This is a genomic window from Pseudonocardia sp. N23, from assembly GCF_002583555.1.
Lineage (GTDB): Bacteria > Actinomycetota > Actinomycetes > Mycobacteriales > Pseudonocardiaceae > Pseudonocardia.
Window position 1 is genome coordinate 14,215 of sequence record NZ_BEGX01000024.1, and the last position, 24,776, is coordinate 38,990.

Annotated in this window: 30 protein-coding genes, 1 tRNA gene and 1 pseudogene; 13 read left to right on the forward strand and 19 right to left on the reverse strand. The window is 73.7% G+C overall.

What is annotated here, in order from left to right; translation table 11 throughout:
• Nucleotide 1 precedes the first annotated feature (1 nt).
• From selB to TOK_RS07880, 3 genes are all read left to right on the forward strand, one after another.
• Nucleotides 2–1,807, forward strand: a complete 1,806-nt coding sequence (selB, locus tag TOK_RS07870) for a selenocysteine-specific translation elongation factor (protein ID WP_098957145.1) — start codon at nucleotides 2–4, stop codon at nucleotides 1,805–1,807.
• A gap of 67 nt (nucleotides 1,808–1,874) precedes the next feature.
• Nucleotides 1,875–2,270: an STAS domain-containing protein gene (locus TOK_RS07875; RefSeq protein WP_098957146.1), complete on the forward strand. Its 396-nt coding sequence runs from the start codon at nucleotides 1,875–1,877 to the stop codon at nucleotides 2,268–2,270.
• A 307-nt stretch (nucleotides 2,271–2,577) separates the two neighbouring features.
• Nucleotides 2,578–2,871 carry a WhiB family transcriptional regulator gene (locus TOK_RS07880; protein ID WP_098957147.1) on the forward strand — a complete coding sequence of 98 codons (294 nt, stop codon included), beginning with the start codon at nucleotides 2,578–2,580 and terminating at the stop codon, nucleotides 2,869–2,871.
• A gap of 118 nt (nucleotides 2,872–2,989) precedes the next feature.
• On the opposite strand, the gene TOK_RS07885 is transcribed toward TOK_RS07880, so the two are convergent.
• Nucleotides 2,990–3,634 (reverse strand): hypothetical protein, encoded by a 645-nt coding sequence (locus TOK_RS07885; RefSeq protein ID WP_141566314.1) that lies wholly within the window; start codon nucleotides 3,632–3,634, stop codon nucleotides 2,990–2,992.
• Between the two features lie 460 nt (nucleotides 3,635–4,094).
• On the opposite strand from TOK_RS07885, the gene TOK_RS07890 reads away from it, so the two are divergent.
• The 3 genes from TOK_RS07890 to TOK_RS07900 are packed head-to-tail and all read left to right on the forward strand — an operon-like array spanning nucleotide 4,095 to nucleotide 6,612.
• Entirely contained in the window at nucleotides 4,095–4,526 is a 432-nt protein-coding gene (locus TOK_RS07890) for an ATP-binding protein (protein ID WP_098957149.1), read from the forward strand.
• Entirely contained in the window at nucleotides 4,523–5,302 is a 780-nt protein-coding gene (locus tag TOK_RS07895) for a SigB/SigF/SigG family RNA polymerase sigma factor (RefSeq protein ID WP_098957150.1), read from the forward strand. Before TOK_RS07890 ends, TOK_RS07895 begins: the two co-directional genes overlap by 4 nt.
• Before the next feature lie 41 nt (nucleotides 5,303–5,343).
• The gene (locus TOK_RS07900; protein ID WP_253258248.1) at nucleotides 5,344–6,612 is read left to right on the forward strand and encodes an NAD(P)/FAD-dependent oxidoreductase; all 1,269 of its coding nucleotides are present in this window, start codon (nucleotides 5,344–5,346) and stop codon (nucleotides 6,610–6,612) included.
• A 3-nt stretch (nucleotides 6,613–6,615) separates the two neighbouring features.
• Here the strand turns inward: TOK_RS07900 and TOK_RS07905 are convergent, their stop codons facing one another.
• A complete protein-coding gene (locus tag TOK_RS07905) occupies nucleotides 6,616–6,837 on the reverse strand; it encodes a DUF3618 domain-containing protein (RefSeq protein ID WP_098957151.1) in 222 nt (73 codons plus the stop codon).
• A gap of 164 nt (nucleotides 6,838–7,001) precedes the next feature.
• Here TOK_RS07905 and bcp point away from each other — a divergent pair, with 164 nt between their 5' ends.
• Both bcp and TOK_RS07920 read left to right on the forward strand, forming a co-directional pair.
• On the forward strand, nucleotides 7,002–7,469 hold the full coding sequence (gene bcp, locus TOK_RS07910; RefSeq protein ID WP_098957152.1) for a thioredoxin-dependent thiol peroxidase: 468 nt from the start codon (nucleotides 7,002–7,004) through the stop codon (nucleotides 7,467–7,469).
• Between the two features lie 429 nt (nucleotides 7,470–7,898).
• Nucleotides 7,899–7,974: transfer RNA gene (locus tag TOK_RS07920), tRNA-Leu, on the forward strand.
• Nucleotides 7,975–8,023: 49 nt separating this feature from the next.
• On the opposite strand, the gene TOK_RS07925 is transcribed toward TOK_RS07920, so the two are convergent.
• A complete protein-coding gene (locus tag TOK_RS07925) occupies nucleotides 8,024–8,698 on the reverse strand; it encodes a TVP38/TMEM64 family protein (RefSeq protein WP_098957153.1) in 675 nt (224 codons plus the stop codon).
• A gap of 127 nt (nucleotides 8,699–8,825) precedes the next feature.
• On the opposite strand from TOK_RS07925, the gene TOK_RS07930 reads away from it, so the two are divergent.
• Nucleotides 8,826–9,242, forward strand: a complete 417-nt coding sequence (locus TOK_RS07930; protein ID WP_098957154.1) for a carboxymuconolactone decarboxylase family protein — start codon at nucleotides 8,826–8,828, stop codon at nucleotides 9,240–9,242.
• Nucleotides 9,243–9,356: 114 nt separating this feature from the next.
• Here TOK_RS07930 and rdgB read toward each other — a convergent pair whose 3' ends face one another.
• The 10 genes from rdgB to TOK_RS07980 all read right to left on the reverse strand — a co-directional run bounded on the left by rdgB (nucleotide 9,357) and on the right by TOK_RS07980 (nucleotide 15,929).
• On the reverse strand, nucleotides 9,357–9,959 hold the full coding sequence (rdgB, locus tag TOK_RS07935) for an RdgB/HAM1 family non-canonical purine NTP pyrophosphatase (RefSeq protein WP_098957155.1): 603 nt from the start codon (nucleotides 9,957–9,959) through the stop codon (nucleotides 9,357–9,359).
• Nucleotides 9,956–10,711, reverse strand: coding sequence for a ribonuclease PH (gene rph, locus TOK_RS07940; RefSeq protein WP_098957156.1), 756 nt, complete (start codon nucleotides 10,709–10,711; stop codon nucleotides 9,956–9,958). Before rph ends, rdgB begins: the two co-directional genes overlap by 4 nt.
• A gap of 212 nt (nucleotides 10,712–10,923) precedes the next feature.
• Nucleotides 10,924–11,709 carry an MBL fold metallo-hydrolase gene (locus tag TOK_RS07945; protein WP_098957177.1) on the reverse strand — a complete coding sequence of 262 codons (786 nt, stop codon included), beginning with the start codon at nucleotides 11,707–11,709 and terminating at the stop codon, nucleotides 10,924–10,926.
• Nucleotides 11,710–11,717: 8 nt separating this feature from the next.
• Nucleotides 11,718–12,122 carry a hypothetical protein gene (locus TOK_RS07950; RefSeq protein ID WP_098957157.1) on the reverse strand — a complete coding sequence of 135 codons (405 nt, stop codon included), beginning with the start codon at nucleotides 12,120–12,122 and terminating at the stop codon, nucleotides 11,718–11,720.
• Nucleotides 12,115–12,486, reverse strand: a complete 372-nt coding sequence (locus TOK_RS07955; protein WP_098957158.1) for a hypothetical protein — start codon at nucleotides 12,484–12,486, stop codon at nucleotides 12,115–12,117. The genes TOK_RS07950 and TOK_RS07955 overlap by 8 nt, the downstream gene beginning before the upstream one ends.
• Nucleotides 12,487–12,540: 54 nt before the next feature.
• Entirely contained in the window at nucleotides 12,541–13,374 is an 834-nt protein-coding gene (murI, locus tag TOK_RS07960) for a glutamate racemase (RefSeq protein WP_253258249.1), read from the reverse strand.
• Nucleotides 13,371–14,036, reverse strand: coding sequence for a rhomboid family intramembrane serine protease (locus TOK_RS07965; protein WP_216361895.1), 666 nt, complete (start codon nucleotides 14,034–14,036; stop codon nucleotides 13,371–13,373). The genes murI and TOK_RS07965 overlap by 4 nt, the downstream gene beginning before the upstream one ends.
• A 61-nt stretch (nucleotides 14,037–14,097) precedes the next feature.
• Nucleotides 14,098–15,048: a PLP-dependent cysteine synthase family protein gene (locus tag TOK_RS07970; RefSeq protein ID WP_098957160.1), complete on the reverse strand. Its 951-nt coding sequence runs from the start codon at nucleotides 15,046–15,048 to the stop codon at nucleotides 14,098–14,100.
• Nucleotides 15,049–15,128: 80 nt separating this feature from the next.
• Nucleotides 15,129–15,404 (reverse strand): MoaD/ThiS family protein, encoded by a 276-nt coding sequence (locus tag TOK_RS07975; RefSeq protein WP_098957161.1) that lies wholly within the window; start codon nucleotides 15,402–15,404, stop codon nucleotides 15,129–15,131.
• A 69-nt stretch (nucleotides 15,405–15,473) separates the two neighbouring features.
• Nucleotides 15,474–15,929, reverse strand: coding sequence for a Mov34/MPN/PAD-1 family protein (locus TOK_RS07980; protein WP_098957162.1), 456 nt, complete (start codon nucleotides 15,927–15,929; stop codon nucleotides 15,474–15,476).
• A gap of 90 nt (nucleotides 15,930–16,019) precedes the next feature.
• On the opposite strand from TOK_RS07980, the gene TOK_RS07985 reads away from it, so the two are divergent.
• Nucleotides 16,020–16,313, forward strand: a complete 294-nt coding sequence (locus TOK_RS07985) for a SelT/SelW/SelH family protein (protein WP_098957163.1) — start codon at nucleotides 16,020–16,022, stop codon at nucleotides 16,311–16,313.
• Here the strand turns inward: TOK_RS07985 and TOK_RS07990 are convergent.
• Nucleotides 16,310–16,861 carry a DUF2017 domain-containing protein gene (locus tag TOK_RS07990; protein WP_098957164.1) on the reverse strand — a complete coding sequence of 184 codons (552 nt, stop codon included), beginning with the start codon at nucleotides 16,859–16,861 and terminating at the stop codon, nucleotides 16,310–16,312. The genes TOK_RS07985 and TOK_RS07990 overlap by 4 nt on opposite strands.
• Before the next feature lie 22 nt (nucleotides 16,862–16,883).
• Nucleotides 16,884–17,180 (reverse strand): ATP-dependent Clp protease adapter ClpS, encoded by a 297-nt coding sequence (clpS, locus tag TOK_RS07995; RefSeq protein WP_098957179.1) that lies wholly within the window; start codon nucleotides 17,178–17,180, stop codon nucleotides 16,884–16,886.
• Nucleotides 17,181–17,236: 56 nt separating this feature from the next.
• Between clpS and TOK_RS08000 the strand changes: the two genes are divergently transcribed.
• Nucleotides 17,237–18,544 carry a nicotinate phosphoribosyltransferase gene (locus TOK_RS08000; protein WP_098957165.1) on the forward strand — a complete coding sequence of 436 codons (1,308 nt, stop codon included), beginning with the start codon at nucleotides 17,237–17,239 and terminating at the stop codon, nucleotides 18,542–18,544.
• 1 nt (nucleotide 18,545) lies between these two features.
• On the forward strand, nucleotides 18,546–19,094 hold the full coding sequence (locus TOK_RS08005; RefSeq protein WP_098957166.1) for an isochorismatase family protein: 549 nt from the start codon (nucleotides 18,546–18,548) through the stop codon (nucleotides 19,092–19,094).
• 61 nt (nucleotides 19,095–19,155) lie between these two features.
• On the opposite strand, the gene TOK_RS08010 is transcribed toward TOK_RS08005, so the two are convergent.
• Complete coding sequence (locus tag TOK_RS08010) at nucleotides 19,156–20,046, reverse strand: hypothetical protein (protein ID WP_172457471.1); 891 nt, start codon at nucleotides 20,044–20,046, stop codon at nucleotides 19,156–19,158.
• Between the two features lie 187 nt (nucleotides 20,047–20,233).
• Here TOK_RS08010 and TOK_RS08015 point away from each other — a divergent pair, with 187 nt between their 5' ends.
• On the forward strand, nucleotides 20,234–22,258 hold the full coding sequence (locus tag TOK_RS08015; protein WP_098957180.1) for an ATP-dependent DNA helicase: 2,025 nt from the start codon (nucleotides 20,234–20,236) through the stop codon (nucleotides 22,256–22,258).
• Nucleotides 22,259–22,362: 104 nt separating this feature from the next.
• Here the strand turns inward: TOK_RS08015 and TOK_RS08020 are convergent, their stop codons facing one another.
• From TOK_RS08020 to TOK_RS08030, 3 genes and pseudogenes are all read right to left on the reverse strand, one after another.
• Complete coding sequence (locus tag TOK_RS08020; protein ID WP_098957168.1) at nucleotides 22,363–23,055, reverse strand: peptidyl-tRNA hydrolase; 693 nt, start codon at nucleotides 23,053–23,055, stop codon at nucleotides 22,363–22,365.
• A complete protein-coding gene (gene serB, locus TOK_RS08025) occupies nucleotides 23,052–24,314 on the reverse strand; it encodes a phosphoserine phosphatase SerB (RefSeq protein ID WP_172457472.1) in 1,263 nt (420 codons plus the stop codon). The genes TOK_RS08020 and serB overlap by 4 nt, the downstream gene beginning before the upstream one ends.
• A gap of 23 nt (nucleotides 24,315–24,337) precedes the next feature.
• A pseudogene (locus TOK_RS08030) lies at nucleotides 24,338–24,776 on the reverse strand (cytochrome ubiquinol oxidase subunit I); the annotation flags it as partial.

Here is a 24,776-nt window from a genome sequence, read left to right on the forward strand (position 1 = left end):
GGTGCAGGTGATCGCCACCGCCGGGCACGTCGACCACGGCAAGTCGACCCTGGTCAGGGCCCTGACCGGGATGGAGCCCGACCGCTACGCCGAGGAACGCCGCCGCGGCATGACGATCGACCTCGGCTACGCCTGGACCACCCTTCCCGGCGGGTCGACCGTGGCGTTCGTCGACGTCCCCGGCCACGAACGCTTCGTCACGACGATGCTCGCCGGTGTCGGCCCGGTGCCCGCGGCGATGCTCGTCGTCGCCGCCGACGAGGGCTGGATGCCGCAGTCGGCCGAGCACCTCGACGCCCTCACCGCGCTCGGTGTGCAGCACGGGCTGCTCGTCATCAGCCGGTCCGACCTGCTCGATCCGTCGCTCGCGCTCGAGGAGGCCCGGGCCCGGCTCACCGGCACGGACCTCGCCGACGTGCCGGCCGTCGCCGTCTCCGCGGTCACGGGCGCCGGGATGGACGAGCTGCGCGCCGCGCTGGCCGACCTCGCCGCCGCCCTGCCCGTTCCCGATCCGGGTGCCGACGTGCGGCTGTGGATCGACCGGTCGTTCACCGTGCGCGGGGCGGGCACCGTCGTCACCGGGACGCTGCCCGCCGGGACCGTCCGCACCGGCGACGAGCTCGACCTCCTCGGCGCCGACGGACCGCGGCGCGTCACCGTCCGCGGGCTGCAGGCCCTCGGCGAGCCGCACGACAGGGTGTCCGGGGTCGCCAGGGTCGCGGTGAACCTGCGCGGGGTGGCGCGTGAGGCGGGCGGGCGCGGCGACCTCCTGGTGACGCCGGGTGCGTTCCTGGTCGGCGACGTCGTCGACGTGCGGCTGCGCGCCCCCCACGGCACTGCTGCCGACGCCGGGGGCCTGCCTGCCGGGCTGAGCCTCCACGCGGGCTCGGCCGCCGTGCCCGTACGGGTGCGGCCGCTGGGCGCCGACACCGCGAGGCTGCGCCTCGCACGGCCGCTGCCGTTGCGCATCGGCGACGTCGTCGTGCTGCGCGACCCCGGCAGGCGCCGCATCGCCGCCGGCGCCATGGTGCTCGACGTCGCTCCCCCGCCGTTGCGCCGTCGCGGCTCCGGCGCCCGGCGGGCCGCCGAGCTGGCGACCATGGACGCCGTACCCGACGCCGCCGCCGAGCTCGCCCGCCGCCGCGTCGTCCGCGCCGAGGAGCTCGTCGCCATGGGTGTGCCTCGCCCCCAGGTCACCGCTCTGGCCGTCCCTGCCGCCGCGGGGTGGCTCGTCGACCCCGCCGCCGCCCCGTCCGTCCTCGCGACGCTGGGGGCCGCCGTCGACGCCCACGACGCGGCCGACCCGCTCGCTCCCGGCCTGCCGACCGAGGCCGCGCGCCGCGCCGCCGACCTGCCCGACGCCCGGCTCCTCGACGCGCTGCTCGCCGCGGCCGACACACCCGGGCTCGTACACCACGACGGCCGGGTCTCCCGGTCGGTCGCGGCAGGGCTGCCCGCAGCCGTCCGCGCCGGGCTCGACGCGTTGCGCGCCGACCTCGAGGCCCACCCCTTCGCCGCGCCGGGCGCAGACCGGCTGGCCGAGCTCGGGCTGGGACCGAGGGAGATCGCCTCGCTGGTCCGCGCGGGCGAGCTGCTCCGGCTGGCCGACGGCGTGGTCCTGCTCGCCGGCGCCGACGACCGTGCCGTCGACGTCCTCTCCGGCCTCGGCGGCGACGCGCTCACCCTCAGCGAGGTGAGGCAGGCACTGGGCACGACCCGCCGCGTCGCCGTGCCCCTGATGGAGCACCTGGGCCGCACCGGACGCGCCGTGCGCACCGGGCCCGGAGGCCACCGCCTGCGCCGATGACGGCGCGGCGGTCCCGGCCCCTCGTCAGGAGTGGCACTCCCACCGGGCCGGCCCTACCGTCACCGCAATGCACGCCTCCCCTCCCGAGCCCGCCCCCGCCTCGCGGGCCGACGGACCCGACCAGATCGCGGTCTCCGTCGTTCGGCCGGAGCCGGGGACGGTGGTGGTGACGGTCGGCGGCGAGGTCGACATGCTGACCTCTCCGCAGCTGCGGACGGCGCTCCTGGAGCACATCGCCGACGACGCGGTCGAGCTCGTCGTCGTGGCGCTGGACGGCGTGACGTTCCTCGGCACGAGCGGGCTGGCCGCGCTGATCGAGGTCCGCGAGGCCGCCCACGCGGCCGGAACGGGCCTGCGGCTCGCGTGCACGGGCCGCCGGGTGCTGCGGCCGCTCTCCATCGCCGGGCTGCTGCCCATGTTCGACATCCACGACACCGTCGACGCCGCGCTGGCCCCCACTTGAACCATCCCGGCCGAGTGTGACGTAAGACACGTTCAGGGTGTTCCGGCGGGCGGGACACGACAATCCGGCGCAGACTACCTGCCGCGCCGATCATGTCGCCGGGCCCCTGAGCTGCGACGATGCCCGCCCCGTCGACGGCGCCCCACACGCCGCCGCCCGTCGTGGACCGCCGCCCGCCGCCGCCGCGTCATCGTCGCGGCCGTCTTCGCTCGTCCGTCGCGTTTGGAGCTCCGAGCCGTCGGGAAGAACGACGTCGGTCTCCCGGTACGCGGCCGGGACGGAGCGGAAAGAATGAGGTGGGCCCGCGATGAGCGACGTTTCACGACTCCCCGGCCCGATGGACCACGCGTGGCAGTGGCAGCGTCTCGGGTCGTGCCGCGGCATGGACAGCGGCGTCTTCTTCCACCCGGACGGCGAGCGCAACCCCTCCCGGTCCCGGCGCACCGCTCAGGCCAAGGAGGTCTGCCACCGCTGCCCCGTGCTCGAGCAGTGCCGGGAGTTCGCGATCGCCACCCGGGAACCGTTCGGCGTCTGGGGCGGTCTCGCCGAGGCCGAGCGTCGCGTGATCATCGAGCGGCGGGAACTCTCCGCCGCCAGCTGACGGTCACCGGTCACGTCCCGGCCGTCGGGGGCGGGACGGCACCGGTGAACCGGCGTCACGGCCGGGTCGCGTCATGCGACCCGGTCGCGTCGTGTCCCGGCCGTAGCCTGGCGGGGAGTCAGCCCTCGCACGGGACGATCGAGAGCCCCATGCAGCGGTAACGCAGCATCGGCAGCCCGTACACCTGGGCGATCCGTTCCATCGCGGCGACCAGCACCGCGCGCGACGGATCGTCCGGCGACGCCACGGGCGCGAGGCAGTAGACGCCGGGCTCCGGGTCGAACCCGACGAGCTCGCTCATCGCCGCCACCAGATCGCCCTCAGACGCCGTGGCGACGCCGCGCAGGCCCAGGCGGTGCACCCGCAGGCCCGGCAGCTCCGTGGCGTCGACGGCGGACATGCGCTCGTCCGGTCGCGGCTCGCGAGGAGCCGGCGCAGCCCACCCGGTGCGGTCCACGGAGTCCACGGAATCGGCGGGGTCGTCGTCTACCGGATCGTCGTAGTCCGGGTAGTCGAGGTAGCTGAACAGCGGCGTGGGCGCCGCGGCCGGACCCGGCTGAGCGGCCACGACGTCGTCGCACGCGACGAGCAGATCGGCCACGCCGACGCCCGACAGGATGCGGGCGAGATCGGACTCGGGTCGGCGAAGTTCGGTGAGGGTCTCGGCGATCGCGACTATCCGCGCCGGCCCCGTGCGCGGCCGCGACCGCCCCGGAAACGGGACGACCGGCCCGGACCCGCGCATCTCCGGTACCGCAGTCATTCCCTGGCATCCCCCTGCTCACGACATCCGGTGCCACGCTGCACCGAGCCCTCTGACACCGAAGTCAACACTCCGCGGAGCCCTCCCCTGCCGCCCTGGCAGGACCGAACGGCGAGCGGTCCGACATGATCCGTGAGCGGGGACGATGCGTCGTCGGCCGGTCGGCCGGTGCACTCCCTGAGGTCGGTCCCCACGGACGAGCGGCCCGTCTCCGCAGCGCCGGCCGCCTCGCCGGGCCGACACCGGACCCCACGGGCCTGGAGGACCGCTCGTGGCGCGACGACGACGTCCCGGCGTCCGGGAGACGACGCCGACCTTCCATTGAGGACGTGTCGGCTGCGTGTCGGGACCCGATGATTGATACCCACCTGCCCCGGGTAGCAAGATGCCGGAGAGACTTCCGTTCCGACCGGGCCCCCCGCCCGGGCCCCGCACAGCCCGCGAAGGGAGAAGCGCCCGCGTGTCCGACAGGGACTCCGCCGACCTCACCGACTCCGGTAGCCCCACGGTGGAGGTGCGCACCGCCGCGTCGGCGGCGCTGATCCCCACCATCCGGGCCGTCGCGTCCGATCTCGCCGCCCGCGCCGACTTCGACCTCGACGCCATCTCCGACCTGCGGATGGCCGTCGACGAGGCCTGCGCCACCCTGGTCGACGTCGCAGCGCCCGGCTCCGGCCTGCGCTGCCGCTTCCAGGTCCGCGACGACCGCATCGACGTCAGCGCCGAGGTCGAGGGAGCGGGCGCCGACTCCACCGTCGCCACCGACACCTTCGGCTGGCGCGTCCTCGAGACCCTCACCGACGACGTCTCCGTGAGCCACACCCCGGGACCCGACGGCCGCCCACTCGTCGGGATCGTCCTCGGCAAGAGCGCCGGCGCGACCGAGAGGTGAGCAGGACCGATCCGGAGTACGGCCACCTCGTCCCGCTGCTCGAGGAGTACGCGGGCCTGGCCGACGACGACCCCCGACGCGACGCGCTCCGCGACGAGCTGGTCCGCGGCTACCTCCCTGTCGCACAACACATCGCGCGCCGCTTCGCCCACCGTGGCGAGCCTCTCGACGATCTCACCCAGGTCGCGACGGTCGGTCTGATCAACGCCATCGACCGGTTCGATCCCGACAAGGGTTTCGACTTCTTCTCGTTCGCCGTGCCCACCATCAGCGGCGAGGTGCGCCGGCACTTCCGCGACCAGGGCTGGTCCATGCGGGTGCCACGGCGGCTCAAGGACCTGCACGTCACGCTCAACGGCGCCGTCTCCGAGCTGTCCCAGCAGCTCGGCCGCGCCCCCAAGCCCAGCGAGCTCGCCGAACACCTCGACATCCCCGTCACCGAGGTCCTCGAAGGCCTCGAAGCCGCCGACGCCTATCGCAGCTCCTCGCTCGACGAGATGCTCTCCTCCGAACAGGGCAGCGCCACCGTCGGCGAGCTCGTCGGCGCCGCCGATGCCGAGCTCGCCCGCGTCGACACCCGGCAGGCCCTGCGCCCCGCCCTCGCCGACCTGGGAGAACGCGAACGCACCATCGTCATGCTCCGGTTCTTCGGCAACATGACGCAGACCCAGATCGCCGACAAGGTCGGCATCTCCCAGATGCACGTCTCCCGGCTGCTCGCCCAGACCCTCGACCGGCTGCGCTCCGGCTTCGACCAGGACACCGCCCCCGACTGACCGACATTCCGCCCGGAGGAGACCCCGGTCACCGCCCAACGGTGCGTCCATCAGCCAAGATGGACTCCGGCCCGGGACGGTTCCCGGGCGGGACGGAGATCGCGGCGGTGCAGGCGGAGCAGATTCGGCACGTCCTCGTCGTCGGTGCGGGGCTCGGTGGCCTCCGCACCGTGGAGGCTTTGCGCAGCAACGGATATGATGGCCGCATCAGCCTCGTCGGCGCCGAACGACACCTCCCCTACGACCGCCCGCCGCTGTCCAAGCAGCTCCTCGCCGGGACCTGGGAGGCCGACCGCGTCACCCTCCGCGCCGCCGACGGCTACGACGACCTCGGCATCCGCACCTACCTCGGCACCCGGGCCGTCGGCTGGCAGCCCGGCCGCGTCGAGCTCGACGACGGCGCCACCCTCCACGCCGACGCTGTCGTCGTCGCCACCGGGGTCGTCGCCCGCACGCTCCCCGGCCTGCCCGACACCGCCCACACGCTGCGCACCCTCGACGACTCCCTCGCCCTGCGCACCGCACTGGACGAGGCCTCGTCGCTCGCGGTCGTCGGCGCCGGGTTCGTCGGCGCCGAGGTCGCGAGCGCCGCGCGCGACCGCGGCATCGACGTCACCGTCCTCGAAGCGCTCTCCGTCCCCTTCGCCCGCGCGCTCGGCGAACAGCTCGGCGGCCTCTGCGGGCGGCTCCTCGTCGAGTCCGGCGCCCGCCTGCGCACCGGCGTCGGCATCGAAGGGTTCGACGGCGACACCCTCCTGCTCGCCGACGGCGACCGCGTCACCGCCGACGTCACCCTCGTCGGCATCGGCGCCGAGCCGCAGCTGGGCTGGTTGTCCGGCAGCGGGATCGACGTCACCCGCGGCCTCGTGTGCGACGCCGCCGGCCGCGTGGAGGGCATCGACGGGCTGTGGGCCGTCGGCGACGTCGCCGCCTGGTGGGACGACGTCCTCGACCGGCCCGTCCGCCGCGAGCACTGGACCAGCACCGTCGAACAGGCCGCGATCGTCGGTGCCACCATCGCCGGCGGCGAACCGCCCGCCGCCGGGGTGCCCTACTTCTGGTCCGACCAGTTCGGACTCAAGGTTCAGCTGTTCGGGCGACCCGAACCCGCCACCCGGCACGTCGCCCTGCACGGAGACGGCCTCGACGGCGGACCTGTCAAAGGCACCGTCGTCGGGCTGCTCCGCGACGACACCCTCGTCGCCGTCGCAGGGTTCGGCGCCGCCCGCCGGGTCGCGCGCTATCGCGCGCTCGTCGGCGCAGGGGCGAGCGTCGCCGAGGTCGAGGAGATGGCCCGGTCGCTCGCCTGACCCCTACTTGAACAGCTTGCGCAGCACCGCCAGCGCCACGACCGCACCCACTCCGATCAGCGCATACTTGATCTTCGGGTCCGCGAGCTTCGCCTGGACCTGCTGCTTGCCCTGGTCGACGAAACGCTTCGGGTGCGCCCGCTCGGTCAGGGCGTCGAGGCTCTGGGCGAGCTCGTCGCGCGTCTTCTCGATCTCACGCTGAATGGCTTCGGGGTCGCGCGCCACGACTCCTCCTCGGATACGGGGTGGCCCGGCTGCGGTCTGCAATGCCTGCGAGGCAACACCGTAGATCACAGGCCCCGGCCGCGTCGGACGGGCTGCTGTGTCACCGAACCCGCATCGTCGCGTACCCGCGCCGCGCCGCCGCGAACCTGGAAGGATCGCCGACCATGAGCGAGCGACTCACCGAGGGCGACCCGGCCCCCGACTTCACCCTGTCCGACGCCGACGGCAAGCCCGTGTCGCTGGCCGACTACCGCGGCCGGAAGGTGATCGTCTACTTCTACCCCGCCGCGAGCACCCCCGGCTGCACCAAGCAGGCCTGCGACTTCCGCGACAACCTCGCCGAGCTCGGCGACGCGGGCCTCGACGTCGTCGGCATCTCCCCGGACAAGCCCGCCAAGCTCGCGAGGTTCCGCGACGCCGAGGGCCTCACCTTCCCGCTGCTGTCGGACCCCGAGCGCGAGACCCTGCAGGCCTGGGGCGCCTTCGGCGAGAAGAAGATGTACGGCAAGACCGTCACCGGCGTCATCCGCTCGACCTTCCTCGTCGACGAGGAGGGGAAGATCGAGAAGGCGATGTACAACGTCCGCGCCACCGGTCACGTCGCGAAGCTCCGCAAGGACCTCGCGGTGTGATCTTCGCGTACATTCTCGTTCCGTCTCGAACGGGTGTTCGTCACGATCAGCGAGTGCCCGGAGCGAGACGGTGGACCGACGAGGAGCTGATCGAGGCCGTTGCGGCGAGTGCGACGTTGGCGGAGGTGAGCCGGCGGCTCGGGGTTCGTGCAGGCACGTACGACGCCCTTCGTCGGCACATCGCGAGACTGGGGGTCGACGCGTCGCACCTGCCGAGAGCCGGCGGGGGCTCACCGAGAACCGGTCGTCGTTGTAGCGATGACGACCTTGCCCGGGTCGTCACGGGCTCCAGATCCATGAACGCCGTGCTGGAGACCGCTCCAACTGGACCACATCAACAGCGACCACATCGACCACCGCGTCGAGAATCTTCGTATCCTGTGTGCCAACTGCCACGCACTGACCGACACATGGTGCGGGCGGGGACGAGCCGGCGTAGCCCAACGGCAGAGGCCCGTGCCCTAGGAGCACGTCAGTGCGGGTTCGAATCCCGCCGCCGGCACCACGCATGACCAGCACGAACTGACCGGATTCCCACAAATGACGGAGGCTCCCTACAGGGGCTGCGGCTCCGGCTCCCGGACGTCCTGCGGGATCGGCCGCCGCGCCGCGACCACGACCCCCGCGAGCCCGATCAGCCCGCACACCACCGACGCCACGACCAGCGCCGGCGGCGGGGTCCCGGTCACGGCGTCGCCCAGGACGACGATCGCGACCGTCCCCGGCGCGATGCCGATCGCGGTGCCCAGCAGGTAGGGCCAGAACCGGACCGTCGACAGCCCGGACAGGTAGTTCAGCGCCGCGAACGGGACGGCCGGGACGAGCCGCAGCGACGTCACCGCCAGCAGCCCGTGATGGTCCAGCCGCAGCCGCACCCAGACCAACAGGCGCCCCCGCGCGTAGCGCTCCACCAGCCGCCCGCCTGTCGCCCGGACGATGGCGAAGGCGATGACGGCGGCGAGCGTCGTCGCCACCAGCGTGAGGACCATCCCGACGGCCCACCCGAACAGCGCCCCGGCGACGAGGGTGAACACCGTCCGCGGGATCGGCGTCACCGTCAGCCCGGCCTGCAGGGCCAGGAAGGCCAGCGGGGCCCAGGGACCCGCGGCGTCGACGGTCGCCCGCACGTCGGACATCCCCGGGACCCCGTAGACCCGCACGAGCAGCACCGCGGCGACCACGACGAGGGCGACGCCCAGAGCCGTGCCCACCGGGCGCCACCACCGCATGACCTCGACGGTACCGATCCGGATCGGCGGCCCGGCAACTCCGGTCGTGCCGTCACCTCCGGTTCATGCTTCCGCCATCCGGGAACGGCGGGCGCGGCATCGCCTCCGACGGCGCTAGCGTCCGGTTGTGACGACACCCGACGACGCCGGCCCCCTCGATCTCGACCCCGACGGCCTGGCGGTACGCCGCGCGGTCCTCGGCCCGACGCATGTCGACGCCGCACTCGCCCGCGCCGACGCCACGACCGCCGCGTTCCAGGAGCTGATCACCCGCTACGCGTGGGGCGGGATCTGGACGCGCCCCGGCCTCGACCGCCGCATGCGCAGCGCGATCACCCTCACCGCGCTGGTCGCGCACGGCCACCTCGGGGAGCTGGAGCTGCACCTGCGCGGCGCCCTGCGCAACGGGCTGAGCCGCGAGGAGATCGTCGAGGTCCTGCTGCAGTGCGCGATCTACTCGGGTGTGCCCGCCGCCAACGCGGCCTTCGGCGTCGCCCGCCGCGTCCTCGCCGACGACGACCCCGGCACCGGCCCGCAGGGTTGAGCCCGGGCAGCGCGCACCCTCACGGCTGTCCCGAGCCACTCGGACGACCGTGAGGGTGCGCCCGCGGGCCGCGGGACCGCGCCCGGGCTCCGGGATGCTCGGTCGCCGGCGCGGTCAGATCAGGGTGCGCAGATGCGGCAGCAGCGCGCGCATCGCGATGCCGCGGTGCGAGGCGGCGTCCTTCTCGTCGGGGGTGAGCTCGGCGGAGGTCCGCTGCTCGCCGTCGGGCACGAAGATCGGGTCGTAGCCGAAGCCGTTGCCGCCGCGGCGTTCGCGGACGAGGCGGCCACGCCACTCCCCCTGCACCACGAACTCCTCGCCGCCCGGCACGACCAGCGCGGCCGCGCACACGAACGCGGCGCCGCGGCGCTCGTCGGGGAGGTCGCCGATCTGGCCGAGGACGAGATCGAGGTTGGCCTCGTCGTCGCCGTGCTTGCCCGACCAGCGCGCGGAGAACACTCCCGGCATGCCGTTCAGTGCGTCGACGGCGAGCCCGGAGTCGTCGGCGACCGTGGCGAGCCCGGTGGCCGCGGCGGCGTCGCGGGCCTTGGCCAGGGCGTTCTCGCCGAACGTCGCGCCGGTCTCGGGAGCCTCGGGGAACTCCTCGACGTCACGCAGGCCCCAGACGGCGATGCCGCCGAGGTCGGAGGCGTCGAGCAGGCGGCGCAGCTCGGAGAGCTTGGCGGTGTTGCGGGTGGCGACGAGCAGCGCGGTCACGCCGACACCTCCGGCAGGGTGCCCGGGTACGGCGCGGCGAGCGCCTCGGCCTGCAGCGTCGCCAGGGTCGAGACGCCGGCGAGTGCGGAGTCGAGCATCGCGTCGAGGGTCGCGCGGGAGAACGTGGCACCCTCGCCGGTGCCCTGCACCTCGATCAGGGTGCCGGTGTTCGTGGCGACGACGTTGGTGTCGACCTCCGCCCGCGAGTCCTCCTCGTAGGGCAGGTCGAGCCGGACCCGGCCGTCGACGACACCGACGCTCACCGCGGCGACCTGGCACGAGATCGGCTTCGGGTCGGCGAGCTTGCCGTGGGCGGCGAGCCAGGTCACGGCGTCGACGAGCGCGACATAGGCGCCCGTGATGGCCGCGGTGCGGGTGCCGCCATCGGCCTGGATGACGTCGCAGTCCAGCGCGATGGTGTTCTCGCCCAGCGCCTTCAGGTCGATGCAGGCGCGCAGGGAGCGGCCGATGAGCCGGCTGATCTCGTGGGTGCGGCCCCCGATCCGGCCGCGGACCGACTCGCGGTCGCTGCGGGTGTTGGTGGCCGACGGGAGCATCGCGTACTCGGCGGTCAGCCAGCCCAGTCCGCTGCCCTTGCGCCAGCGCGGGACGCCGGTCGTCACACTCGCGGCGCACAGCACCTTGGTGTCGCCGAACTCGACGAGCACGGACCCGGCAGGGTGTTTCTGGAAGCCCCGGGTGATGCGCACGGGGCGCAGTTCGTCGTCGGTCCTGCCGTCTGCTCGCGTCACCGCGACAGCTTAGGCAGCGGGCCGCGGCCCGATACACGCACCTCATGCGTCGCCGGTCGGTGTTCGCCGGCCGACGCCCGTTCGCGGGACACGGGCACCACCGGCGACGCTCACGTCCCTGGACCGGTGATCGACCCACACGCGCTGCGGCCGCGACCGTCCGAGGCCATCTCCCCGACACGGCGGTCACCCGGGCCGGGCGGCCGGGTCGGTCAGATGTCGTAGGTCGCGTCGGGGCGGACGAGCTCGACGGGGCCGTCGTACACCTCGCGGGCCTCGGCGAGCAGGGCGTCGCCGTCGAACCAGACCGGCACATGGGTGAGCAGCAGCCGCCCGACCCCTGCGGCGGCGGCGTGCTGGCCCGCCTGGCGCCCCGACAGGTGCACCCCCGGCGGCGGCTCCTCCCACCACTGCGTGACGTGCGGCCACGTCGCCTCACAGAGCAGCACGTCGGCACCGCGGGCGGTCTCGACGAGACCCGCGCAGGGGCCGGTGTCACCGCTGTAGACGAGTGTGCGGCCGCCGTGTTCGAGGCGGATCGCGTAGGCCTCGCAGGGGTGGTCGACGGCGCCGAAGCGCAGGTCGACGTCACCGATCGCCGCGGTGCCACCGTCGGTCATCGTCGCGAAGGCGCAGACGTCGGTGAGGTCGGTCTCGGCGCGTTCGGCGGCGGAGGGGGCGTAGGCGGCGCCGAGCCGCTCGGGCGCCTCGGCCGGGGCATGGACGGGCAGCTTGCGAGCGGTGGCGTCGTAGGGCGGGAACGGGTGGTAGCGACGGTGCACGACCAGCGCGGAGGTGTCGGCGCAGTGGTCGGGGTGCAGGTGGGAGAGGACGACGCCGTCGAGTGCCCAGGGGTCGAGGTGGCGCTGGAGCGCACCGACGGTGCCGTTGCCGAGGTCGACGGCGATGCGGGTGCCGCCGGCGTCGACGAGGTAGCCGGAGGCGGGTGAGTGGGGGCCGGGTCCGCTGCCGGAGCAGCCGAGGACGGTGAGCCGCATACCGGACGTCACCGCGCGCGGGTACGGCGCAGCCACCACAGCCCGATCAGGGGCAGGACGAGCGGCACGAAGCCGTAGCCGCGCCCGTAGAGGGACCAGACGGTGTCGTCGGGGAAGTCGGTGGTGTCGAGCACGGTGATCGTCCCGACGGCGAGGACGCCGACGAGCTCGATGCCGACGGCGGCCCAGGCGAGCCTGCGGCGGCCGGGTCCGGTTCCGGCGAGGCCGATCGTCGCGAGGATGTAGACGACGCCCGCGAAGGCCGACAGCAGGTAGGCGACGGGGGCCTCGGAGAACTTCGTCGCGATCTGGACGGCGGCGCGGGCGGTGGCGGCGAGGGCGAAGATCGCGTAGACGGCGATGAGGACCCGGCCGGGCCCGCTGGAGGTGGGTGTGGCTGCGCGCTCAGACACTGCCGGCCGCCCAGAGCTCGGCGAGGCGCCACACGGCGACCCCGGTACCGATCGCGGCGACGGCGACGACGGCACCGCCCCACCGCGTGGTCGGCTCGGTCACGGCGAACTGCAGCCCGATGGGGAGCACACAGATCGAGACGACGAGGTAGATGAGGAAGGTGCCCTGCTCGGGGAGGGCGGTCCCGCCGCCGAGGACGCGGAAGGCGGCGATCGCGGCCTGGACGACGAGCAGGGCCTCGACGATGCCGACGCCGACGCGGGTGTCGCGCCCGGGGTGGCGGCCCTGCACGGCGCGGACGAGGCCGTACACGGCGAGCAGACCCGTCGCCACGTACACCACGATCACCAGCGCGCCGATCACGCGGCGAAACTACCCGAGCAGCCCGACGGTGCCGCGCGGCGCCCCGGCACCCGCTCAGAGACGCTGCAGGCCGGCCTGTCCGACGACCGGGCCGATCTCGGGGCCGAGGAACCGGCGGCCGAGGCGGCGGAAGGGTTCGGGGTCGCCGGTGGCGAGGAACTCGTGCGGCGCGGCGGGCGCGTCGGTCTCGGGGTCGCGCAGCAGGTCGTCGGCCATGAGGGTGCGGACGACGTCCTTGGCGGTCTCGTCGGCGCTGGAGACGAGGGTGACGTCGGGGCCGAGGACGATCTGGAGCAGCCCGGCGAGCAGCGGGTAGTGGGTGCAGCCGAGGACGACGGTGTCGACGCGGGCGCGTTGCAGCGGTTCGAGGTAGCTCTGGGCGATGCCGAGGATCTGGCGGCCGCTGGTGACGCCGCGTTCGACGAAGTCGACGAACCGCGGGCAGGCGACGGAGGTGACGGACAGGTCGCGGGCGGCGGCGAAGGCGTCGGCGTAGGCGCCGGAGGCGATGGTGGCCTCGGTGCCGATGACACCGACACGGCCGTTGCGGGTGGCGTGGACGGCCCGGCGCACCGCGGGGCGGAGGACCTCGACGACGGGCACGGGGTAGCGCTCACGCGCGTCGGCGAGGCAGGCGGCGGAGGCGGTGTTGCAGGCGATGACGAGGAGTTTCACACCGCGGTCGATGAGCTCGTCGCCGATGGCCAGTGCGTGGCGGCGGATCTCGGGGATGCGCAGCGGGCCGTAGGGGCCGTTGGCGGTGTCGCCGACGTAGACGACGCGTTCGGCCGGCAGCTGGTCGATGACCGCGCGGGCGACGGTGAGCCCACCGACGCCCGAGTCGAAGATGCCGATCGGGGCGTCACGGTCGCGGGAGGGCCCGATCACCCGTCGAGTCCCGTCGCCGGGGTGCGGGAGCCGCGGCTCGCGCTGTCGGCCCGCGAGACGACGAACGCGGCGAGCAGGCCGGCGAGAGCGCCGAACAGGTGCCCCTGCCAGGAGACCTCGGGGCGGCCGGGGATCACGCCGAGCAGGATGCTGCCCCAGACCGCGAAGAGCACGACGGCGACGGCGATCTGCGCGGGACTTCGTGCGAAGAAGCCGCGGACCAGCAGGTAGACCAGCCAGCCGAAGATGACGCCGGACATGCCGATCGTCGAGGTGTCCGACGGCCCGACCAGCCACACGCCGAGGCCGCTGAGGATCCAGATCAACGCGGTGACGGCGACGAACTGCCCGATCCCGCCGGCCATCACGAGGAAGCCGAGGACGAGGAACGGCACCGTGTTGGCGAACAGGTGGTCCCAGCCGCCGTGCAGCAGCGGCGCCCAGATGATGCCGGGCAGCCCGCTGACGCGGCGGGAGACGATGCCGTCGTCGTCGAGGTTCAGCGGGGTGAGCTGGTCGACGAGCTCGATGAGGTAGAGCGCGACGGTGAACGCGAGCATCGTGATCGCCGCGGGCACCGGCCTGGCCGGTAGCACGCGCGCCATCGGGCGCCGCGAGGGCGGAGCAGGGGTCGGGCCGAGCGGCGGCACGGTCGCGTCCATGCCGCCGAGAGTACGCGGAGCGACCGTCTCCCGGCCGCCGCTCACGGGACGCGCAGGCACGTCACGCCCAGAGGTGGCCTTCGATGCCCTCGGCGGCGTCGTCGAGGGTGCCGGAGTAGGCGCCGGTGGACAGGTACTTCCAGCCCGCGTCGGCGACGATGAGCACGATGTCGGCGCTCTCCCCCGCCCCCGCGGCCTTCTCGGCGACGGCGAGCGCGGCGTGCAGGATGCCGCCGGTGGAGATGCCGGCGAAGATGCCCTCCTTCTCCACCAGCTCCCGGGTGCGGCGCAGCGCGTCGTGCGAGCCGACGGAGTAGCGCGAGGTGAGGACCTCGGCGTCGTAGAGCTCGGGGACGAACCCCTCGTCGAGGTTGCGCAGGCCGTAGACGAGCTCGCCGTAGCGGGGCTCGGCGGCGACGATCTGGATGTCGGGCCGCTGCTCGCGCAGGAAGCGCCCGGTACCGACGAGCGTGCCGGTGGTCCCGAGGCCGGCGACGAAGTGCGTGATCGTCGGCAGGTCGCGCAGGATCTCCGGGCCGGTGGTCCGGTAGTGCGCGTCGGCGTTGGCCGGGTTGCCGTACTGGTAGAGCATGACCCAGTCGGGGTTGGCGGCCGACAGTTCCTTGGCCATGGCGACGGCCTGGTTCGACCCACCTGCCGCGGGCGAGGAGATGATCTCGGCGCCGTACATCTGCAGCAGCTGCCGGCGTTCGACGGAGGTGTTCTCCGGCATGACGCAGATCAGCTTGTAGCCCTTGAGCTTGCACGCCATGGCCAGCGAGATGCCGGTGTTGCCGGACGTGGGCTCCAGGACGGTGCAGCCGGGCGTGAGCAGCCCGTCGGCCTCGGCCTTCTGGATCATCGCCAGTGCCGGGCGGTCCTTGATGGAGCCCGTCGGGTTGCGGTCCTCGAGCTTCGCCCACAGCCGTACGTCGGGTGCGGGTGAGAGGTTCGGGAGCCCGACGAGGGGCGTGTCGCCGACCGCGTCGAGCAGCGAGTCGTACCGGGCCATGGCAGTCTCCCTCGGGCGTCGCGGGCCGAGCGGCGTACGGGAGGGTTACCCCGCCCGCACGCCGCCCACGCGGGCCAGCGTCAGCGCGCCCCGCCGGCGACGGCGGGCAGGATGGTGACGGTCGAGGTGTCCTTGACCGGGGCCTCGAGGCCACCGGCGAAGCGGACGTCCTCGTCGTCGACGTAGATGTTGACGAAGCGGTGCAGCGCGCCGTCGGTGATGAGGCGGCCCTTGATGCCGCTGTGGCGCGAGTCGAGGTCGTCGATCACCGCGGCGACGGTGCCACCGTTGGCCTCGACGGCCTTCTCTCCACCCGTGTGGGTGCGCAGGATGGTGGGGATGGAAACGGTGGCCATTCGGGTGCTCTCCTGGTCGGTCGTTCTCGTGATCGGACGTGCGTGGTCGGCAGACCCCGGAGGGGGTCGTCAGGCGTTGTCGGGGACGTCGTCCGCGCCTGTGTGCGCGAACATGTAAGTCTCCACGACCTCGACCTGTTCCTCGGTGACCACGCCGTCGACGATCCGGTACGACCGGAACTCGGTGTCACTGTCCTCGCGCGTGGACACCAGCACGTAGTGGGCGTCCGGCTCGGAGGCGTAGGAGATGTCCGTGCGCGACGGGTAGGCCTCCGTCGCGGTGTGCGAGTGGTAGATCACGACGGGCACCTCGTCGCGGGAGTCCATGTCCCGGTAGAGGCGCAGCAGGTCGCCGGAGTCGAACTCGTAGAACGTGGGCGACCGGGCCGCGTTCAGCATCGGGATGAACCGCTCCGGGCGATCGGATCCCTCGGGACCGGCGACGACACCGCACGCCTCGTCGGGATGGTCCCGACGTGCGTGGGCGACGATCTCGTCCACGAGGTCTCTCCGGATCACCAGCACGGCTCAAGGGTACGTTGCCGCCCCGGGCGCGGGCGAACGAGTCGGTCGCCGCTCACATTTCCCGGATCGCGGGAATGACATGCTCGCCCGGTGCCCGCACCCCGCCTGGAGATCACGTACTGCACGCAGTGCCGGTGGCTGCTGCGTGCCGGATGGACCGCACAGGAACTGTTGACGACGTTCCCCGCCGATCTCGGGGAGGTCGCGCTGGTGCCGGGGACGGGCGGGGTGTTCACCGTCCGCCTCGACGACGAGCTGTTGTGGGACCGGTCGGCCCGGGGCGGTTTCCCGGAGCTGCCCGAGCTGAAGCGGCTGGTCCGCGACCGGGTGGCGCCCGACCGCAGCCTGGGACACTCGGACCGGAAGGCCGGCGAGCAGACCTAGCGGACCTGCATCCGCGACTGCACGAGCGCGTCCTGGACGAACGTCAGCCAGTGGTAGACGCCCAGGTGGGCCGACCGCGGGTCGTCGTCGGGGAGGTCGTCGGGCATCTCCTCAGAGATGTCCAGGGCGGTGCCGAGGGCGAGGCGCACGTCGTTGAGCGCGGCGAGCCACGCGTCGGCCTGCTCGACGGTGAGCTCGATACGGCCCCCGGTCTCGGGGAGCGTGTCGAGCACGGCGACGGCGGCACCGTCCTTGGCGTCGATCAGGGCGGGCTCGTGCAGCGAGCGCAGCGCGCCGGCCAGTGCCGGGTCCTCGCGGCTGAACTCGGGCAGCAGCCGGGCGAGGACCTTGTCGTCGGGGACGGTGGCGGCGCCGGTGCGGATGCCGGTGAGCTCGGCCAGCTCGTCGGTGGGGGTCTCCGCGATGCGGGCGGCGAGCATGTCGCGGACCTCACCGACCAGCCCGCGCAGGACGACGGCCTCCTGCGGCTCCATCGTCGCGACCAGGCGGGCCTTCGCCCCGCGGCCGGACCGCTTCCAGCCGTTCACGTGCCCAGCCCTCTCGTGTCCGTCATGTGCGCTGCATGGTGGCCCAGAGGCCGGCGGCGTGCAGTTTCGCGACGTCGCCCTCGATCTTGTCCTTGTCGCCGGAGGAGACGGCGGCCTTGCCCTTGTGGTGCACGTCGAGCATGAGCGCGGTGGCCTTCGGCTCGGGATATCCGAACAGCTTCTGCAGCACGTACGTGACGTAGGACATGAGGTTGACCGGGTCGTTCCAGACGATCGCCTGCCACGGGGTGTCGGCCGTGGCTGCCTCGTCGACGTCCGGGGCCACCTGGCGGGTGGGTGCGGGTAGCGGCGCGGCCATGACCACATGGTGTCATCCGTGCACCGCCGCGCGCAGGCCACATAGGCTCTCGTTCCATGAGCGGGCTTCCCGGGTCGGTCAGTACGGCCCTGTTCACCGACCGTTACGAGCTGACGATGGTCGCGGCCGCGCTCGCAGACGGCACGGCCGGCCGGCGCTGTGCGTTCGAGGTGTTCGCGCGCCGGCTGCCCGACGGGCGTCGCTACGGCGTCGTCGCGGGCACCCGCAGGCTGATCGACGCGATCGCGGACTTCCGGTTCGGCGAGGCCGAGCTGGAGATGCTGGCGGGCGTCGTCGACCCGGCGGCGCTGGACTGGCTGGCCGGCTACCGGTTCACCGGCGACGTCGACGGCTACCCCGAGGGCGAGCTGTTCTTCCCGGGGTCGCCGATCCTGTCGGTGACCGGGACGTTCGCCGACGCGGTGGTGCTGGAGACGCTGGCGTTGTCGATCCTCAACCACGACAGCGCGGTGGCCGCGGCGGCCGCGCGGATGGTGTCGGCGGCGACCGACCGGCCGATCATCGAGATGGGCGGGCGGCGCACCCACGAGGAGGCCGCGGTCGCGGCGGCCCGGGCGACGTACCTGGCCGGGTTCGCGGCGACGTCGAACCTGGAGGCGGGCCGCCGCTACGGCATCCCGACAGCGGGCACGGCGGCGCACGCGTTCGTCCTGCTGCACGACGACGAGCTGTCCGCGTTCCGCAGCCAGGTCGCCTCGCTCGGGGCGAAGACGACGCTGCTCGTGGACACCTACGACATCCGGCAGGGCATCGAGAACGCGATCACGGCGGCCGGCCCGGGTCTCGACGCGATCCGCATCGACTCCGGCGACCTGGGCGTCATGGCCCACCAGGCCCGCGAGCAGCTGGACTCCCTCGGCGCGACCGGCACCCGCATCGTGCTGTCGGGCGACCTCGACGAGTACGCGATCGCGGCGCTGCGTGCCGAGCCTGTCGACTCCTACGGCGTCGGAACCTCGGTGGTGACGGGGTCGGGCGCGCCGACGGCGGGGCTCGTCTACAAGCTGGTTGAGGTCGACGGGCGACCTGTCGCGAAGCGCAGCACGTCGAAGGAGTCCAGGGGCGGACGCAAGTCGGCGGTGCGCAGGCACAAGCCGACGGGGACCGCCGTCGAGGAGGTCGTGCACCCGTGGGGCGCGCCGCCCGTCGTCGGTCCGCACGACCGCGTCGTGCCGGTACCGATGATGCGCGGCGGCGAACCCGTCCCGGACCTGGAGTCCCTCGAGCAGGGCCGCGAGCGGCTGCGTGCGGCGCTGGTCTCGGTCCCGTGGGAGGGCCTCAAGCTCTCCCGCGGCGAGCCCGCCGTCCCGACCGTGTTCGCCGCTGCCCCCGGAGGTTCCTGACGTGCGCGCCCTGATCGTCGTCGACGTGCAGAACGACTTCTGCGAGGGCGGCTCGCTGGCCGTCGTGGGTGGCTCGGCGGTGGCCGCCACGATCTCGACGCACATGCGCGAGACGGGGTACGACCACGTCGTCGCCACGCGCGACCACCACGTCGACCCGGGCCCGCACTTCAGCACCGAACCCGACTTCGTCGACACGTGGCCGGTGCACTGCCGCGCCGACACCCCCGGCGCGGCGTTCCACCCGGCGCTCGACGTCGCCCCCGTCGAGGCCGTCTTCGACAAGGGCTCGTTCGAGGCGGCCTACTCCGGGTTCGAGGGCAGTGAGCCACACGGCCTGGCGCTCGGGCCGTGGCTGCGGGCCGCCGGGATCGGCGAGGTGCACGTCGTGGGCCTGGCGACGGACCACTGCGTCCTCGCGACCGCGCTCGACGCCGTGGCCGGCGGCTTCACGACGACCGTGCTGCTGGAGCACTGCGCGGGCGTCGCCCCGGAGACCACGCGCGCGGCGCTGGAGAAGATGCGGCAGGCGGGCATCACCCTCGCCTGAGCCCTGTCGGTGTCACCCGCGACCTGGCGGTGCCGCTCGAGACCTGGCGGTGCCGCTCGCGTCAGCGTCGCAGGCGCATCCGGTCGAACCGGTGCGACAGCTCGACCGCGCCGCGGCCACCGCCGGCGGCGACGGAGTGGGCGCCGATCGCCTCGGCCAGCCCTACGCAGTGCAGCCCGTCGAACAGGCCGCACGCGTAGTGGACCGAGGTGTCGTCGACGTCGATCACCCCGACACCGACCCGGTACGTCCCCGGATAGACGACGTCGGTCAGGTGCCCGACCGACAGCGATCGCGGTGCCAGCAGGTCGAGCGTGCAGCTCACCGTCTGCGTGCCCTCGTGGCGGCCGAGGACGTCGAGGTGCAGCTCGGCGAGCACGTCGAGGTACCAGCCGGCCAGCGCCACGTTGCCGACGGTGCGGCCGGTGTCGAGGTCGCCGAAGCGGGCCCGCACGTCGACCGAGAAGGGGTAGGCGTCGGCGACCAGTCGGGCGGGGTCGCGGTCGACGTGGCGCGCCGGGATGCGGGTGCCCCCGATCGCGGCGAGCCGGTGCCGTACGTCGCCCGGCAGCTCGGCGGGCATCCCGTCGCGGCTGTGGACGCTCTCCGACTCGCCCAGCGCGACGCACTCGCCGTCGCGGAACAGGCCGTAGGTGCAGGTGAACGACGCCGGCGCGATCGTGGCGACGCCGGCCCCGATCACGTAGCCCGGCCCGGCGGGGACCTGCGCGAGCAGCTCGACGCGCGACGCCGTGAGCGGGGGCCGGACGACGGGCCGCTCCGTGCCGAACGCGCGGCCCTCGATCGCCCGGCGGGCCTGCTCGAACCACCGCAGCACCGATGTGCGGGAGACGTCGCCGCACGGGTCCAGCTCGTGGAACCGGGCCTTGCGGTCGAACCTCACCGGGTACAGCGACGGCTCCTGCCGCGGTGGCGCAAAAGCCGGAATCATCGCGTCGTCCACTCCTCGGCGTCCCACGGCGCTGTGTCGGGCCGATCGTGGCGGTCGCCCGCCGTGTGCCCTGTATACCCGGTCCACCTGACGAGCCGATCAGCCGTCCCGTGCGACTGCGAACCCCCCGGCCGCACCGCGCGGGGCCGTCGGTCGCGCCGGGTAGCCTCCCGGGGTGCCTTCCGCGCTGCCGTCGACCCGTGACCTCCCCGGCGTCGCCGAGCTGCTGGAGGCGGCCGTCGAGGCGCTCGGCGGGGCCCGCCGCGAAGGCCAGGACGCCATGGCGCAGGCCGTCCGCAAAGCCATCGCCGACCACGAGCACCTGGCCGTGCAGGCCGGTACCGGCACCGGCAAGTCGCTGGGCTATCTCGTCCCGGCGATCCGGCACGCGGTGGCCGCCGACTCGACGGTCGTGGTGTCGACGGCGACGATCGCGCTGCAGCGCCAGCTCGTCGACCGGGACCTGCCACGGCTGGCGAAGGCGCTCAAGCCGATGATCGGCCGGTTGCCGACGTTCGCGATCCTCAAGGGCCGGCGCAACTACCTGTGCCTGAACAAGCTCCACGGCGACGAGTCGATGCTCGACGACGGCGAGGAGCAGCTGTTCGACCCGTTCGCGATCTCGGCCATGGGGCGCAACGTCAAACGCGTCCACGAGTGGGCGTCCGACACCGAGACCGGCGACCGCGACGAGCTCGTCCCCGGCGTGCCCGACGCGGCGTGGCGGCAGGTGTCGGTCACCGCACGGGAGTGCCTGGGCGCGACCCGCTGCCCCGTCGGCGAGGACTGCTTCGCGGAGAAGGCCAAGGCGGAGGCGGGCCGAGCCGATGTCGTCGTCACCAACCACGCGCTGCTCGCGATCGACGCGATGGGCGAGGCGCAGGTGCTGCCCGAGCACGACGTCGTGATCATCGACGAGGCCCACGAGCTGGTCGACCGGGTCACCGGCGCCGCGACGGCCGAGCTCACCGCGGGCACCGTGGCGGCGGCCGCGCGGCGTTGCGGCAAGCTCGTCGACCAGACGGTCGCCGACCGGCTCGCCGAGGCAGGCGAGGGCCTGGCGATGACGTTGGAGGACCTGCCCGTCGGTCGCTGGGACTCGCTGCCGCAGGGCCTGTCCGGGGTGCTGTCGGTCATCCGGGACACGGCCGCCGCGTGCAAGCAGGGCCTCGGTGGGGAACGCCGCGAGGACCCCGAGGGCGCCGCGGCCCGCAAGATCGCGCTGGCGCTGGTCGACGAGGTGCTCGACGTCGCCGTCCGAGTGCTCGGGGTGTTCGCGGAGGACGATCCGGCGGCCCGCCGCGACGTCGTCTGGCTGGGCGAGCAGGGCCCCGAGGGGTCACGCACCCGGGTGCTGCGTGCCGCACCGCTGTGGGTCGGGGGCCTGCTGCGGGAGCGGCTGTTCGGCCGGTCCACCACGATCCTCACCTCCGCGACCCTGACCCTCGGTGGCTCGTTCGACGCGCTCGCCAGGCAGTGGGGCCTGCCACCGGAGGCCGTCGTCGCCGCCGCGGCGGCCGACCCGGTGCCCGACCCCGACACGCCGCGCTGGTCGGGTCTCGACGTCGGCTCCCCGTTCGCCCACGCGCGCAGCGGGATCCTCTACACCGCCCGGCACCTGCCCCCGCCGGGGCGCGACGGGCTGCCGCCCGCCTATCTCGACGAGATCGCCGAGCTGGTCGAGGCCGCGGGCGGGCGGACGCTGGGGCTGTTCTCGTCGATGCGCGCGGCAAAGCAGGCCACGGAGGCGTTGCGGGGCAGGCTGTCCACCGGTCTGCTGTGCCAGGGGGACGACTCGACGATGCTGCTGGTGAAGCGCTTCGCCGAGGACGAGCAGACCTCGCTGTTCGGGACGCTGTCGCTGTGGCAGGGCGTCGACGTCCCGGGGCCGTCTCTGTCGCTGGTGATCATCGACCGGATTCCGTTCCCGCGTCCCGACGACCCGCTGATCGGTGCCCGCCAGCGCGCCACCGACGCCCGCGGCGGCAACGGGTTCCTCACCGTGTCCGCCACCCACGCCGCGCTGCTGCTCGCCCAGGGCGCGGGCAGGCTGCTGCGCGGCATGGACGACCGCGGGGTCGTCGCCATCCTCGACCCGCGGATCGCCACGGCCCGCTACGGCGGCTTCCTGCGCGCCTCGCTGCCGCCGTTCTGGCAGACCCACGACCCCGAGAAGGTCCGCGCCGCCCTGACCCGCCTGCGCGACGCCTGACCCCCTCCACGACCCCACGAACGCAACCCCACTGCTGCGCCGAGGCGTCCGGACGACCGTGGAGGTTGCGCGCGGGGTGTCCGCTCCCCCGCGGGCGGGGCGGGTCAGGCCGGGGTGACGACGCAGGTCATGGTGCCGGGGTCGACCTCGGTGAACCCGGCGTCCCGCACGGCGACGGCGGCGCCGCGCTCGACGTCGGCGACGAGACCGGCCCACGACGAGCGGTCCGGGACCCGCACCGCGTAGCGCGGCACGTCGACGAGGCCGCGGACGGCGGCGTCGATCATCGAAGCGTGACCGACCTGCGCCGCCGCCTTGCCGACGGTCATCGCGACGGTCGGGTTCAGCCAGATCACCGGCACTCCGGTGGGCGCGGGGCCGGGTTCGTCGGCCGGGAGGTCGGTGCCACCGATCTGCAGCCGCGACACCGTCTTCGGGACCTCGTCGACCGGGCCGGGCAGCAGCGCCCGGGCCTCGGCGCCGTCGACGGAGACCGTCACCCCGGGCAGCTCCTGCACGGCCGCCCAGTGCGCGCCACGGGCGCGGCGGGCGATCTTGCGGATGCGGCCGTCGACCCAGGTGAGCACCTGGTCGTGCCATTCCCCGTCCTCCTGGGCGCGGGGATCGACACACACGGCGAGCGCCGCGCGGGCCGCCGCCTCCAGCACCGCGGTCCGGCGGGGTGCCTCACGTTCGATGCGCAGCACGACGGGCATCGCCCGCACGACGCCGTCGGCCTCCGGGGCGATCTCGCGGGCGCCGACGTAGCGGCGGACGACGGCGTCGAGGAGCGTCACGCGATGGGGACGCGCCGCAGTACGCCCTCGGCGGCGTCGGCGCGCTCGACCTCGTCGCGGGTGATGCCCAGGACGAACAGCACGACGTCGAGGTAGGGCTGCGACAGGGCGGCGTCGGCAACCTCGCGCAGCGCGGGCTTGGCGTTGAACGCGATGCCGAGCCCCGCGGTGGACAGCATGTCGATGTCGTTGGCGCCGTCGCCGACGGCGACGCACTGTTCGAGCGGAACTCCGAAGGACTCGGCGAACCTGCGCAGTGCAACGGCCTTGCCGGGGCGGTCGACGATGTCGCCGACGACCTTCCCGGTGAGCACGCCGTCGACGACCTCGAGCTCGTTGGCGGCCGCGAAGTCGAGGCCCAACTCGTCGACGAGACCGGAGATCACCTGGGTGAACCCGCCGGACACGACGCCGCAGCGGTAGCCGAGCCGCTTGAGGGTGCGGACGGTCGTACGGGCGCCGGGGGTCAGCTCGACCTCGGCGGCGACGTCGTCGAGGACCGTGGCGGGCAGCCCCTCGAGGACGGCGACGCGGCGGCGCAGCGAGGCGGCGAAGTCGAGCTCGCCGCGCATGGCCTCCTCGGTGACGCGCCGGACCTCGGCCTCGGCGGTGCTGCCCGCGCGGGCGGCGAGCATCTCGATGACCTCGCCCTGGATGAGGGTCGAGTCGACGTCGAACACGATGAGCCGCTTGCCCCGGCGGGCGAGGCCCGCGCGCTCGACGGCGACGTCGACACCGGCCTGGCGGGCGACGTCGACGAGCCGGGCGCGCAGCGTGCCGTGCGGGTAGCGGGTGGTGCCGCCCGGGTCCGGGGAGACGTGCAGCTCCAGGCCGGTGACCGGGTAGTCGGCGACGCGCCGGATGGAGTCGATGTTGGCGCCGACGGCGGCGAGCTCCTGCGCGACCGCGCCGAACGCGCGCGACGTGATGGGCCGGCCGAGGACGAGCACGACGTGGGTGGACGTCGGGCGCGGCGACGGGTCGTCCCCGTGGTGCAGCGACGTCTCGACGTGCATGTCGATGGAGTCCATCGCCTGCTCGACGGCTTCCTGCAGGCCCTCGGGGTCGCGGTCGGTCGCGACGAGCGCGGCGAGGGTGAGCCGGCCGCGGACGACGACCTGTTCGATGTCGATCAGGTCGACACCGTGCGCGGTGAGCGCGGCGAAGAGGACGGAGCTGACCCCGGGACGGTCGGGACCGGAGACCGTGACCAGGACGGTGTCCGACGCCGTGTGGGCGCCGGACACCGGTCCCGTCACGGGATCAGCGGGTGAGCCGGTGGTCACCGGTCTTTCGGGTCGTCGCCCGACATGCCTTCCTGGCCGGCGGCCGACGCGGCCACCTCCGACGGCGCGGCGTGCCCGCCGACGTGGGCCTCGGCCCTGAACCTCTCGACGAGGTGCGGGTAGTGCAGCTCGAACGCCGGGCGCTCGGAACGGATCCGGGGCAGCTCGGTGAAGTTGTGCCGCGGCGGCGGGCACGACGTGGCCCACTCCAGCGAGTTGCCGAAACCCCACGGGTCGTCGACGGTCACGACGCGGCCGTAGCGGTAGGACCGGAAGACGTTCCAGATGAACGGGAGCGTGGAAGCGCCCAGGACGAACGCGCCGATCGACGAGATCGAGTTGAGCACGGTGAAACCGTCGGACGGCAGGTAGTCGACGTAGCGACGCGGCATGCCCTCGTTGCCCAGCCAGTGCTGCACCAGGAACGTGGTGTGG

What these genes read in the sequence shown, in the direction of transcription:
- TOK_RS08010 (WP_172457471.1), bottom strand. Translation starts at nt 20,046, where the DNA reads ATGATTCCGGCTTTTGCGCCACCGCGGCAGGAGCCGTCGCTGTACCCG.
- TOK_RS07880 (WP_098957147.1), top strand. Translation starts at nt 2,578, where the DNA reads ATGAGCGACGTTTCACGACTCCCCGGCCCGATGGACCACGCGTGGCAG.
- TOK_RS07925 (WP_098957153.1), bottom strand. Translation starts at nt 8,698, where the DNA reads ATGCGGTGGTGGCGCCCGGTGGGCACGGCTCTGGGCGTCGCCCTCGTC.
- bcp (WP_098957152.1), top strand. Translation starts at nt 7,002, where the DNA reads ATGAGCGAGCGACTCACCGAGGGCGACCCGGCCCCCGACTTCACCCTG.
- clpS (WP_098957179.1), bottom strand. Translation starts at nt 17,180, where the DNA reads ATGGCCGCGCCGCTACCCGCACCCACCCGCCAGGTGGCCCCGGACGTC.
- TOK_RS07875 (WP_098957146.1), top strand. Translation starts at nt 1,875, where the DNA reads ATGCACGCCTCCCCTCCCGAGCCCGCCCCCGCCTCGCGGGCCGACGGA.
- TOK_RS07975 (WP_098957161.1), bottom strand. Translation starts at nt 15,404, where the DNA reads ATGGCCACCGTTTCCATCCCCACCATCCTGCGCACCCACACGGGTGGA.
- TOK_RS07970 (WP_098957160.1), bottom strand. Translation starts at nt 15,048, where the DNA reads ATGGCCCGGTACGACTCGCTGCTCGACGCGGTCGGCGACACGCCCCTC.
- TOK_RS07885 (WP_141566314.1), bottom strand. Translation starts at nt 3,634, where the DNA reads ATGACTGCGGTACCGGAGATGCGCGGGTCCGGGCCGGTCGTCCCGTTT.
- TOK_RS07945 (WP_098957177.1), bottom strand. Translation starts at nt 11,709, where the DNA reads ATGCGGCTCACCGTCCTCGGCTGCTCCGGCAGCGGACCCGGCCCCCAC.
- TOK_RS08000 (WP_098957165.1), top strand. Translation starts at nt 17,237, where the DNA reads ATGAGCGGGCTTCCCGGGTCGGTCAGTACGGCCCTGTTCACCGACCGT.
- TOK_RS07965 (WP_216361895.1), bottom strand. Translation starts at nt 14,036, where the DNA reads ATGGACGCGACCGTGCCGCCGCTCGGCCCGACCCCTGCTCCGCCCTCG.